8 protein-coding genes and 1 pseudogene are annotated in these 11,922 nt (G+C 75.8%); 6 read left to right on the top strand and 3 right to left on the bottom strand.

The genetic code is table 11. From position 1 onward, the window contains the following. Nucleotides 1-635: 635 nt before the first annotated feature. Genes ACWEPX_RS04705 through ACWEPX_RS04715 form a run of 3 tightly spaced genes read left to right on the top strand, consistent with a single transcriptional unit; the run spans nucleotide 636 to nucleotide 5,896 of the window. Nucleotides 636-2,099 carry a hypothetical protein gene (locus tag ACWEPX_RS04705; protein WP_451895711.1) on the top strand — a complete coding sequence of 488 codons (1,464 nt, stop codon included), beginning with the start codon at nucleotides 636-638 and terminating at the stop codon, nucleotides 2,097-2,099. A gap of 12 nt (nucleotides 2,100-2,111) precedes the next feature. Continuing rightward, on the top strand, nucleotides 2,112-2,963 hold the full coding sequence (locus ACWEPX_RS04710; RefSeq protein WP_451895712.1) for a hypothetical protein: 852 nt from the start codon (nucleotides 2,112-2,114) through the stop codon (nucleotides 2,961-2,963). Further along, on the top strand, nucleotides 2,948-5,896 hold the full coding sequence (locus ACWEPX_RS04715; RefSeq protein ID WP_451895713.1) for a right-handed parallel beta-helix repeat-containing protein: 2,949 nt from the start codon (nucleotides 2,948-2,950) through the stop codon (nucleotides 5,894-5,896). The genes ACWEPX_RS04710 and ACWEPX_RS04715 overlap by 16 nt, the downstream gene beginning before the upstream one ends. On the opposite strand, the gene ACWEPX_RS04720 is transcribed toward ACWEPX_RS04715, so the two are convergent. Further along, nucleotides 5,897-7,759: an Hsp70 family protein gene (locus ACWEPX_RS04720; RefSeq protein WP_451895714.1), complete on the bottom strand. Its 1,863-nt coding sequence runs from the start codon at nucleotides 7,757-7,759 to the stop codon at nucleotides 5,897-5,899. Between the two features lie 134 nt (nucleotides 7,760-7,893). Here ACWEPX_RS04720 and ACWEPX_RS04725 point away from each other — a divergent pair, with 134 nt between their 5' ends. The 3 genes from ACWEPX_RS04725 to ACWEPX_RS04735 are packed head-to-tail and all read left to right on the top strand — an operon-like array spanning nucleotide 7,894 to nucleotide 10,811. Then, nucleotides 7,894-8,445 (top strand): hypothetical protein, encoded by a 552-nt coding sequence (locus ACWEPX_RS04725; protein ID WP_451895715.1) that lies wholly within the window; start codon nucleotides 7,894-7,896, stop codon nucleotides 8,443-8,445. After that, nucleotides 8,436-9,095 carry a response regulator transcription factor gene (locus ACWEPX_RS04730; RefSeq protein ID WP_451895716.1) on the top strand — a complete coding sequence of 220 codons (660 nt, stop codon included), beginning with the start codon at nucleotides 8,436-8,438 and terminating at the stop codon, nucleotides 9,093-9,095. The genes ACWEPX_RS04725 and ACWEPX_RS04730 overlap by 10 nt, the downstream gene beginning before the upstream one ends. 6 nt (nucleotides 9,096-9,101) lie before the next feature. Next, entirely contained in the window at nucleotides 9,102-10,811 is a 1,710-nt protein-coding gene (locus tag ACWEPX_RS04735) for a hypothetical protein (protein WP_451895717.1), read from the top strand. On the opposite strand, the gene ACWEPX_RS04740 is transcribed toward ACWEPX_RS04735, so the two are convergent. Then, a complete protein-coding gene (locus ACWEPX_RS04740) occupies nucleotides 10,798-11,745 on the bottom strand; it encodes a sensor histidine kinase (protein WP_451895718.1) in 948 nt (315 codons plus the stop codon). The two genes, ACWEPX_RS04735 and ACWEPX_RS04740, sit on opposite strands and share 14 nt — an antisense overlap. A gap of 64 nt (nucleotides 11,746-11,809) precedes the next feature. Beyond that, nucleotides 11,810-11,922: pseudogene (locus ACWEPX_RS04745) on the bottom strand (DNA-binding response regulator); the annotation flags it as partial.

An 11,922-nucleotide genomic window follows, 5' to 3' on the forward strand; every position in this document is an offset into this window, starting at 1 on the left:
GGAGCCCGTCCCCAGCCCGACTCCTGGCCGACCGCCTCGCCACCGAGGTAGTCGCCCCCGACGCCGACCTCATCGAACTCCCCGGCGGCACCGTCTTCGCCACCGGCGCAGGCTGGATCTCCTACCGCCCAGGCCACCCCCGCACCCCCATCGGCCCCCGCCACCCGGCCCCGTGGTGGCAACCCCTCCTCCCCACCGACCTAGGCCCCCACGTCACCCACGTCCCATCCGGCCTGTGGATCCACACCCCCACCGCACGCCCCCACCCCCACACCCCACCCTCCCCCCACCTAACCATCACCGTCGACGACCAAGCACCCCACTCCACCGTCGCCGCAGTCCTTTCCGCCCTCCCCACCCCCCTCCACCCCCACACCCTGATCCGCCGCACAACCCCCCGCACCCCCATCACCATCACCCCCGACGGCCGAGTCCTCCCCGCACCCCCCACCCACCCCGCCCAACCCTGCTCACCGCGAAAGGGCCAACCCAATACACCCCCCGCCCACCCAGGGGGCAGCCCAGCCGATATGTACGCTATCGATCACGTGTTCGAGGCGTCAAACGATTTTCGGGGGCCTGGGACTTCGGCTACGGGTCCGGTGTGGACTCGCGGGGCTTCGTTGCCTGCGGCTGTGGCTCAGCAGGTGGTGCCGGTTGTTGGGGCGTCTGCTGGCTCGGTGCCGAGGGCGGGGTTCATCCGGCCGGTGGAGAGGGCTCCGGGTGTCGGGCTGGCTTCGGGATTGGCCGCGCAGGCCGCTGCGGAGCCGCGTGCCGACGAGATGCCGCTCGCCGCGGAGAAGCCGCGGGTCGCCGCTGCGGAGCCGCCGGTCGTTCGGGGGGAGCCGCCGATCGTTCGGGTGGAGATGCAGGCCGTTGAGGTGAAGGCGCGGACCGCTGCGGATGAGATGCAGGCCGCTCAGGCGAGGGCGCGGGTTGCCGCGGCGAAGAGGCCGACCGTTGGGACGGAGACGGCTGTCGCCGAGGCGAAGGCGCGGGACCTTGGAGCGGCGGCGCGGGTCGCTGCGGTGGATACGCAGCTCGTTGAGGCGAAGCCGCGGGTCGCTGCGGCGCAGACGCACGCTGTTGAGACGGAGGCGGAGGCGGAGGCGTGGGCCGCTGGGGCGCAGACGCGCGTCGCTGAGGCGGGGATGCCGGTCGTCGAAGCGAACGCGCCGGTTGTTGCGGATGAGGCACTGGCGGCTGAGGCGAGGGCGCGGGTCGTCCTGGCGGAGATGCCGGTCGTTCTGGCGAGGGCGCGGGTCGCTGGGGTGGAGGGGGCCGTTGCTGAGGCGAAGGCGCGTGTCGGTGGGGTGGAGACGGCCCTCGTTGGCGCGGAGAAGCGGGTCTCGGCGGTGGAGGTGCCTATCGCTGGGGGAAAGGTGGAGGCGGTAGGGGGGCCGTTGCCTGTTGCTAAGGCTCGGACCGTTTTGCCGGGGCAGGTGGGGAAGCCGCGCAGTGGGGCGGCAGGGGTTGAGGTGCCGGTGGGGGTGCGGGCTACTGCGGAGCAGCGGCAGCGGGTTCGGCTGGGGTTGGGGAGTCGGTATGACGTTGCGGTGCGGGCGGTTAGTTCCTTGTTGTCGGAGCGGCCGGGGTTGCGGGTGGGTGGGGAGGAGGGGTTGGTTGCGGAGCTTGCGGTTGTGCATGTCTTCGCGGAGGAGCCGCGGGGGCAGTACGACGTTGATTTCTACAGCTGCCTGGCCGGAGGTCTGCGGCGGTTGCCGACCGCCCGCGCTGTCGTCGTCCGGGGTGTGCCCGCGGACGTCGCGGCGCAGGAAGGGGATGTGGTCCGGCTGCCCACCCCCGTCGTCGCCTTGCCCGCCCAGGCCCCGACGCCCGTCGGGCCCGGGGAGGCGCTGATCTGGACCACCACCGCCCGCAGGCTCGACGGGCTCAGGGACGGTGGCGAAGTCGTGTTGCCCGGGCACACGCGGTTGCGGGTGCTGGGCGTCGAGGACGGTCGCGTGCTGCTGGGGGAGGTGGGCGCTCCCGTGGAGACCGCGCTCGCCCGCCTGCGCGCGGCCGCCGCCGCCCGCGCGCCCGTCGATCCCGCGGTGCCCGCCGTCGACCGGTGGTTCGGCGAACTGCCCGCCGCCTGAAGGAGGAGACCAATGTTGGAACTGCACCACCGGCTGCTCGCGCTGGCAGGCCGCGCGCCGGATGCGTGGCTGATCATCGCCAGGGAGGTGCTCGCCGAGGGCGACACCGAGCGGCTGGCCGAGCTGATCGACGCGCTCGCCCCCGTCCTCGGCGACCTCCCCGAGCACGTCTTCACCACCGACAGCCACCCCGAGCTGGACCGGATCGCGGTCGCCGCGGTGGCCACGCAGCCGGGGACGGCGGCCTGCTGGGGCGTCACCCGCGGCAGCGGCGAGCGCGTGCACCTCATCCAGGCCGACGACGCCGTGCTGCCCGCCATCACCGCGGCCGTCCAGCGGGCGCTCACCGATGCGGGCGCCACGCCCCGCGTCGAGGTGTTCGGGCCGACCACCGCCCTGCCCGCCTACCACGAGACCGCGCTGCGCTCGGCCGTGCTGCTGTGGTCGGCGGCCCCCGCCCGGCCGGTGCGGGTCGCGCCGGTGTTCGACGGGGCCTCGCCCGCGGGTGGGCCGTGGTTCTCCCCGGCCCGCGAGCTCGTGGTCGACGCCGACGAGCGGCAGCGGCTGCTCGACTTCCTGGAGGGCGGGGAGCTCGTGCTCGCCGCCGACACGCCCCTGCCCGACGTGCTGAGCGCGCGCAGGCCCGACGTGGTGCCCGCCGACCTGCGCTCCGACGGCGCATGGGTGTGGTCGGCGGCCAGCGGCTACTTCCTCGACCGCCACCGGGTCGCCATCGACCCCGGGCTCGCCGAGCACGCCGCGGGCGCGGGCGCGCCCGCCGACCTCAGCCCGCTCGACCGCCACCGGGTGCGCGCCGCGCTCACCCCCGGGACCGAGGGGGTGCCGCTGTGGCGAGCAGGCTGAGCGGCGCCCGCGCCGTGCTCGGCGTCTCGCCGACCGAGCCGGACTGCTTCCGCACCATCAACGACGCCATCGCCGCCGCCCGGCCGGGTGACGTGGTGGCCGTCTGGCCCGGCGAGTACCAGGAGACCGTCGTCCTCGACCGCGAGGTGCGCCTGTCCGGAGCGGGCGGCGCGGGCGAGGTGCGGGTGAGCGCCACCCGCGGCCCGGTCCTGCGGCTGGTCGCCGAGCACGCCGAGGTCTCCGGGATCGTCTTCGCCCACGAGGGCGCCGAGGCCGCGGTCGACCTGCTCGCGGGCTCGCTGCGCATCGAGGAGTGCGAGCTGCGCGCCGACTCCGAGGTGGCCGTCGCCGCCCGCGGCGGCGCGGAGCTGCGGGCCAAGGACTTCCAGGTGCGCAACCCCGGCGGCGCGGGCCTGCTGGTCTTCGACGGCGCGCGCGCCGACCTCGTGGGCTGCGCCCTGGCCGAGATCGGCGGCACGGCCGTCGTCGCCCGCACCGGCGGCACGCCGAAGCTGGTCGACTGCGTGGTGTCCGACGCCCAGGGCGGCGTGCTGATCGCCGACCACGCGGGCGGTTCGCTCACCGACTGCCGCGTCGAGCGGATCAAGGGCACCGCGATCGTTGTGGAGGACCACGGCGAACTCCTCGCCACCGGCACCACCGTGTCCGATGTGGACGGCGCGGCGGTGCTGTGCGCGGGCGGGTCGCGGCTGCTGCTGCGCGACAGCCGGGTCGAGCGGGCCGCGGCGCAGGCCGTCGTGGTCGTGCAGGACGGCGCGGTCGAGTTGGAGCGGGTCACCGTCGACGCCGCGGGCGGCCACGCCCTGCACGCCGTCGACGCCGCGACGGCGGATCTGGTGGAGTGCGTGGTCACCGGCGCAGGCCACGACGGCGTGCTCGCGGCCGGGACCGCCACCGTCCGCCTCACCCGCTGCGAGCTGACCGGCGGCGCGGGCGCGGGGGTGCTCGCCGAGGGGCAAGCCGACGTGCGGGTGGGCGACACCCGCGTGGTGGGCGCGGCCAACGCGGGCCTGCTGGCCCGCGGCGCCGCCCGGCTGGCCGTCGACGGCGGCGAGGTCCGCGGCTGCGCCACCGGCGTCGAGTGGCACGACAAGGCGACCGGCGGGATCGTCGGCTGCGAGGTCTGGGACAACCGCGGCGAGGGAATCGTCCTGCGGACCGCGGAGCCGGTGCCCGTCGAGGACTGCCGGGTCGAGCGCACCCGCACCCCCGACCCCGCCGCGCCGCCCCCGGAGCAGCCCGACCCCGACCGCGACCACCTCGACGCCCTCCTCGCCGAGCTGTCCGGCCTGGTCGGCCTCGACGGCGTGAAGCGCGAGGTGGAGACCCTGGTGCGGCTGCACCAGATGGCCGAGCGCCGGGCCGTGGCCGGGCTGCCGTCACCGCCGCTGAGCAGGCACCTGGTGTTCGCGGGCTCCCCGGGCACCGGCAAGACCACCGTGGCCCGCCTCTACGGCCGCATCCTGGCCGCGCTCGGCGTGCTGCGCACCGGGCAGCTGGTGGAGGTCGCCCGCGCGGACCTGGTCGCCTCGGTGATCGGCGGGACCGCCCTGAAGACCACCGAGCGGTTCGAGGCGGCGCTCGGCGGCGTGCTGTTCATCGATGAGGCGTACACGCTGGCGGCCGGGACCGGCGGCGGGCACGACTTCGGCCGGGAGGCCATCGACACGCTGGTGAAGCTGATGGAGGACCACCGCGAGGACGTCGTGGTCGTCGTCGCGGGCTACACCAGCGACATGCGCACCTTCCTGGCGGCCAACCCCGGCCTGTCCTCGCGCTTCTCCCGGACCATCGAGTTCACCGACTACTCCTCCGCCGAGCTGGTGACCATCGTCGAGGGGCTGTGCCGCGACCACCACTACCGGCTGGAGTTCGAGACCCGCGCCGCGCTGCACACCTACTTCACCAACCTCCCCCGGGACGCCACCTTCGGCAACGGCCGCACCGCCCGCAAGGTCTTCGAGGAGATGGTGGGCAGGCAGGCCTACCGGCTGGCCGAGGACGAGCAGGTCAACGAGGTGTCGCTGACCCGGCTGCTGCCCGACGACCTCGGCCCGCTGCCCGGCGCCGCGGTCGGCGCGGGCGCGGGCCGGGTGGACGAGGAGCGGGTGGACCAGCTGCTGGGCACCCTGCGCGGGCTCGTCGGCCTGGAGGAGGTCAAGACCGAGGTCGCCGCGATGGTCGACCTGCTGGCCTCGGCCCGCCAGCGGCAGGCGGCCGGGCTGCCGGTGCCGTCGCTGAGCAGGCACCTGATCTTCGCGGGCCCGCCCGGCACCGGCAAGACGACCGTGGCCCGGCTCTACGGCTCGCTGCTGGCCGCGATGGGCGTGCTCGCGCAGGGGCAGGTCACCGAGGTCAGCCGCGCGGACCTGGTCGGGGAGTACGTCGGGCACACCGCCCGGCGCACCACCGAGGCGTTCGACCGCGCCCGCGGCGGCGTGCTGTTCATCGACGAGGCGTACACGCTCTCGGCGAGCGCGGGCGCGGGCCACGACTTCGGCCGGGAGGCCATCGACACGCTGGTGAAGCTGATGGAGGACCACCGCGACGAGGTCGTGGTGATCGCCGCGGGCTACGAGCGGGAGATGGCGGGCTTCCTGGCCGCCAACCCGGGGCTGTCCTCGCGCTTCTCCCACCGGGTGCGCTTCGCCGACTACAGCCCGGACGAGCTGGTCACCATCGTGGACCAGCACGCGACGAGCGCGGGGTACGAGTGCACGGGGGCGACGGTGGCGGCGCTGCGGGCGCACTTCGTCGCGGTCACCCGCGGCGAGTCCTTCGGCAACGGCCGCTACGCCCGCCAGGTGCTGGACGCGGCGATCACCCACCACGCCCGGCGCATCCGCGGGCTGCGCTCCCCGACGATGGACGACCTGTGCCTGCTGCTGCCCGAGGACATCCCCGAGCCGTGACTACTTGAGGGTGTCGCAGCCGACGGCCGCGGGCTCCTCCGCGGCCTGGGGCACCCACTCGACGCCGGAGAACGTCGCGTCGAACGCGCCGTCGGTGTAGACGAGGAACGGGGTGTTGACCTTCGTCGGGTCCAGGCCGACGGCGGTGAAGCACGACAGCGGGATGACCACCCGCTTCGACTCCTCGGCGGCCATGCCCGCGAACAGGGTCGTGGCGTCGACCTCGGCCACGCACGGGTAGACGCAGTGCAGCGCGACCGTGGTGCGCTTGGTCGGCGGCTTGTGGACGACCACGTCGAACACCAGCGCCGCCTTGGCATCCACATAGGACTGGAGGTTGCGACCGCCGGTGGTGGTCTGCAGGTAGACCTGGCCTGCCGCCGTGCCCTTCCAGGTGACGTGCAGGCCGTCGGGGGTGTCGGTCGCCGAGATCGTCGCGTGCTCGGCGGCGCCGCCCGCGCCCAGCTCCGTGCCCGCCCAGTTCTCCGCGGAGGCGACCAGCCCGTGGTACGGGCTGATCACGCCGCCGTCGTAGACGCGCAGCGGGGTCGACGCGGGCACGGCGGGGGTGCCCGGCGCGCTGCTGCTGGGGCCCGCGCCCGCGGTGGGCGCGTCGCCGTTGGTGAGCACGAGCACCAGCGTCGTGGCGGCGATCGCCACGGCCACCAGCGCGGCGGCGACCGGCACCAGCCACTTGCGCCGCGCGGGCGCCGGGAAGGCGGCGGGCACGCCGCGCTGCGGGGTCGGCGGCGCGGCCGGGCCGTCCTGCGGCGGGATGGTCGGCGGCTGGGCGGGCGCCGGGGTGCCCGCGCCGCGCGCCGCCTCGGCCGCGGCGCCCAGGGCCACGGTGAACTTCGGGTGCAGCGTGACCCGCACCGGCTTGCCGAACTGCTCCGACACCAGCTGCGCGACCAGCGGGATGCGCGACGAGCCGCCCGCCAGCAGCGCCGCGGACAGGTCATCGGTGCGCAGCCCGGCCGAGGCGATCGTCCGGGTCAGCGCCTCGGTGGTGAGCTGCACCTGCGGGCGGATCAGGTCGTTGAACTCCAGCCGGGTCACCGTGACCTCGCGCGCCCCGGCGGGCAGCGGCACGGCCAGGCGCACGTCCGGCTCGATCGACAGCTCCTCCTTGGCGCGCACGCACAGCGCCCGGATCTCGGCCAGCGCGGCGGCCTCGGCCGGATCGTCGCGGTCCAGCGCGGTGACCGCCCCGCCCAGCTTCTCGTCGACGTGGGCCAGCAGCGCCTCGTCGAAGTCGATGCCGCCGATGTGCTCGATGCCCTCGGGCGTGCCCAGGATCTCCATGCCCCCGGGGCGCACCCGCAGGATCGTGGTGTCCAGGGTGCCGCCGCCGAGGTCGTACACCGCGACGATCTCCCCGTCGCCCAGCCGCCGCTCGGCCGAGTAGTGCGCCGCGGCCGCCTCCGGCTCGGTGATCAGCCGGAAGTCGCTCAGCCCGGCCAGCCGGGGCACGTCGGCGAAGTGCTCGCGCCGGTACGGCCCCCACACCGCGGGGCAGGTGAGCACGACCGTGCTCGGCGGGCCGCCCTCGGCCGCGGTCACCGCGGCCAGCACCTCGCGCAGCTGCGCGGCCATGAGCGCGGCGGGGGAGTAGGCGGTGCCGCCGAGCACCAGCGGCGTCGGGTCGCCGAGGCGGCGCTTGTAGCCGCGGGCCAGCCGCCGCGGGTCGGGATCGCCCTGCAGGGCGGCGGCGCCGGTCAGCAGCCGCCCGTCGGGGGCGGCGTAGACCACCGCCGGGGTGACGACGTCGGGGGACAGCGGCACCATCCGCGTCCCGCCCGGCCCGCTGACCGCGGCTGCCGCGAACGCCGTGCCCAGATCGATGCCCACTGCGTACCGCATCACATTCCCCCGTGCGGCTCGATGATCGACACCGCCCCATCGTAGGCACCCCGCAAGTCGGGTGGGGGAATCCCCACCCCGGGATCGGGCGGGCACCCCTTGTCGTGCCGGTCGGGCCCGGCGACGCTGGAGCGGTGGGAGCCCGTGGAGGTCGGCGACGCGCGCGGTGGGACAGCAGGCTGTTCCGCCTGCTCCGCGCGCCCAGCCGGGACATGGTGGCCCGGCGCTGGGCGCTGGAGCGGACCCTGCACCGCGGCGCCGTGGAAGGGGTGTCGGTGCTCGCATTGGAACTGACGCTCATTTCCCGCACCGTGGACGACGCGCGTGTCGCCGCTCGGCTCGACGCCGCCCAGAGCACGATCCACCGCGCGCTCGACGACCTGCGCCGCGTCGGCGCGGCGATCTACCCGTCGGTGCTGGCGGGCGCGGGGATCGGCGCGGCGCTGCAGGCCGTCGCCGAGCGGCTCGACCTGCGGCTGCGGCTGGACCTGCCCGAGCACGACCTCGGCGCGGAAGCCCGGGCGCGCACCGGCCTCCTCGTCGCCGACCACCTGCACACGCTCGCCCCGGGCACCGCTGTCCGCGTCCGCGTGCGGGGGAGGAGACTGGTCCGCGTGCACATCATCGACGAGCGTCCCGGGCGGTCGGCGCCCCGGCACCACAGGGCGGCGCTGCGATGCGCGTAGCGATCGCCGAGGACGGCGCGCTCTTCCGCGAGGGCCTGGTGCTGCTGCTGGAGGCCGCGGGCCACGAGGTGGTGGGCTGCGTCGGCGACGGCGACGCCCTGGTCGCGCTGGTGGCCACCACGCCGGTGGATGTCGCCGTGCTCGACATCCGCATGCCGCCGGACCCCGACGGCGGCCTGGCCACCGCCGAGCGCATCCGGTCGATGCGCCCGGATGTCGGCCTGCTGCTGCTGTCGCACTACGCCGAAACCCATTACCTCATGCGCATCCTCGAAATCGGCACCGAGCGGATCGGCTACCGGCTCAAGGAGCGCGTGGCGGGCGTGCAGGTGCTCGACGACACCCTGCGGCGCGTCGCCGACGGGGAGATCGTGATCGAGCCCGTGCTCGCCAAGCGGCTCGTGCAGGTGCCCGGCGGCGGCGGCCCGCTCGCCGCGCTGTCCGAGCGCGAGCACGACGTGCTGCGGCTGATGGCCGAGGGCCGCACGAACAACGCGATCGCCGCGGAGCTGTTCGTCTCGGCCAAGGCCGTGGAGAAGCACATCGCCTCGATCTTCACCAAGCTCGACCTGCCTGCCGACCAGGCGGTGCACCACCGCAGGGTGCTCGCCGTCCTCGCCTACCTGCGCGCGCAGCGGATCGACGGGTAGCCCGCCGTGCCGCGGGTCAGGGGCAGGCGCCCGCACGAGGTGGTCGCGGGCGCGCCGCAGGAGGGGGTCGTGCCCGCGCTGGTGCGCAACCTCGCCGACGGGCTCGGCGGGCAGGCCGCGTGCTGCGCGCCGGTGGTGGGAGAGCTGGCCGTCGTGGCGGCGTGGCCCGCGGCGGCGCGCTTCGACGGGACCGACGTGGTGCGGCTCCCGGTGGCCGACGACGGCGTGCTGCTCGTCGCGGGCGTCCGCCGCTGGGGTGAGGGCGAGCTGGCGCTGCTGCGGGAGACCGCGGCGTGGCTCGGGACCGCCTCGGCGCTGGACCGGCTGCGCGGCGACCGCGACCGGGCGCGGGCGCGGGCCGCGCGGCTGCACGCGGAGGTGGCGCGGGCGCGGGGCAGGCTGGCGAAGGTCCGCGACCTGGAGCGGCGGCGGCTCGTCCGCGCGGTCACCGCGACGACCCTGCGCGACCTCGACGGCATCCGGCAGCGGCTGCGCGCCCTGCCCGGCGGCGGCGACCTCGACGGCGTGCGCGACGCGCTGGACGAGCTGCTCGACGGCTTCCGGGCCGTGGTGCGCGGGGTGTTCCCGGCGATGCTGCCCGACCGCGGGCCCGCGGCGGCGCTGGCCGAGCTGGCCGCCACCCTGCCCCGGCCGGTGCGGTTCACCGGCGACTTGGGCCGCCGGGTCGGCTGGGAGGTGGAATCCGGGCTGTACCACGCCGTCGCCGCCGTGCTGACCGCACTGTCCGGTGTGGCCGATGGGCCGGTCTCGGTCGCCTTCCACCGCGACAACGCCTTGCTGGTGCGGATAACCGGGGACACCGCCGCGTCGGCGGAGGACCTGCGGGACGCCTTGGCCCACGACGCCGAGCGGGTCGCCGTGCTGGGCGGGGTGCTGGAGTGCGCGGTGGACGACGGGCACGCGGTGGTGCGCGTGCGGGTGGCCGAGTGGATCGAGCCCGAAGGCGTGGTCGATCCCGGCGAGCTGCACCGGAAGGTGCTCGACCTGCTGCGGCACGGGCGTCCGGCGTGGGACGCGGTGGCCGAGCGGATGACCGCCCCGCCGCGCATCGCCGTCGTCGGCGCGCCCGACCCGGGGGCGGTGCCCGACCGCGTGGACGGGGTGGACGTGATCGCCCTGCCCGGCCCGGCCGACCACCGCCTGGCCGAGGAGCTGGCCGCGGACGACGGCGTGGACGCCGTCCTGTGCCTCGACCCGCCCACGCCCGCCTTCCGCGCCGCGCTGCTGTCAGCCCGCCAGCGGGTGGTGCTGGCCCGGTCGGGCGGCCTCGCCGACCTCGCGGCCGCCCTGCTCGCCCGGGCGCCGCTCATCGCCGCCCGCCGCGCCCTGGTCGCCGTCACCGCCCACCTCGCCGCGCTCCCCGCGGATCACCCCCTGCGCGCCACGACCGACCGCATCACCGCAGAAGCCCACGAACTGGCCGAATTGGACTTGTTGGACGCCATCGACCGCGACCCGGCGATCCTGCGCGGAGCGCACGCCGCCGCGACCCGCCTGCTCGGCGCTTATGGTCCCGCGCCGCGCACCCGCCTCGCCCTCCCCGACGACGCGCCGGACGAGCGGGTGGCCGCCGCGGCGGCGGAAGCCGCCGACCACTGGCGCGCCCTCGCCGAGCACCCGGCCACCAGCGGCCGCGACCGCCTGGCCTGCGAGGTCCTGGTGCGCACGGCGGAGGGCCTGCTCACCAGGGGATGAAGCCGGTGACCGTGGTGCCCTTGCCGGGTGCTGACCGGATCTCGACGGTGCCGCCGACCGCGGTCGCGCGGGAGGAGAGGTTGTGCAGCCCCGAGTTCGGGGACGCCGCGGTGAAGCCCGGCCCGGTGTCGGTGACGGTGAAGGCGAGCCCGCGGCGGTCTTCCCGCGTGGTGACGGAGATCTGGGCGCCGGGGGCGTGCTTGCGGGCGTTGTTGACCGCCTCCAGGCACAGGAAGAAGACCGTCGACTCGACGGTGGGCGGGTAGCGGCGGCGCAGGCCCGAGATGTCGAGGCGGACGTCGGGGTGGTTGGCCAGCTCGATGGACAGGGCGCTGCCCAGGCCCTCGGTCACCAGGGCCACCGGGAGCACGCCCGCCGCGGTGTCGAGCAGCACCCGCTCGGCGGCGTCGAGGCGGTTGAGCAGGTCGGTGGTCGGGGCCCCGGTGTGGGCGGCCAGGGCGATGGCCATGCGCAGGGCCACGAGGTGGTGCTGCGCGCCGTCGTGCAGGTCGCGTTCGAGGGCGCGGCGTTCGCGCTCCATCTCGGCGGCCGCGCGCCAGCGGTCGTCGACGAGCTGGCGGGCGGCGGCGTCGCCGTCGCGGCGGAGGCGGTCGGTCTCGGCGGCCAGGCGCAGCACCGCGGCAGGCAGCCCCAGCACCCCGTCGAGCACCCGCACCACCGCGGCCGCCTCGGCGGGCACCACCCACACCCCCTGCTGCTCCCCGAACCAGTCGACGCCGACCTCCACATCCGGCCCCGCGGCGTCGGGGTGCTCGCGCCACTCGTGGCGCTCACCCGCCAGCACGAGCGCGCACCGGTCCACCCCCAGCGCCACCCCCACCGCCTGGACGAACCCCCGCGGCTCCGGCATCCCCCCGCACGCCACGAGGTACGACGACACCGCGTCAGCCACCCGCCGCTCCCGCGCTCGCATACCCCCGACCGTATCCCCTCACCGCCGCGCCATGCGTTGGAGTGATCTTTGTCCGGTTGCGGGACTACCCCGACGGGCGGGCGCCCTTGCGGAGCTTGCTGGCGAGGACGGCGGCTTGGGTGCGGCGTTCCATGCTGAGCTTGGCGAGGACCTTGGAGACGTAGTTCTTCACCGTCT

The organism is Actinokineospora sp. NPDC004072, assembly GCF_053604195.1.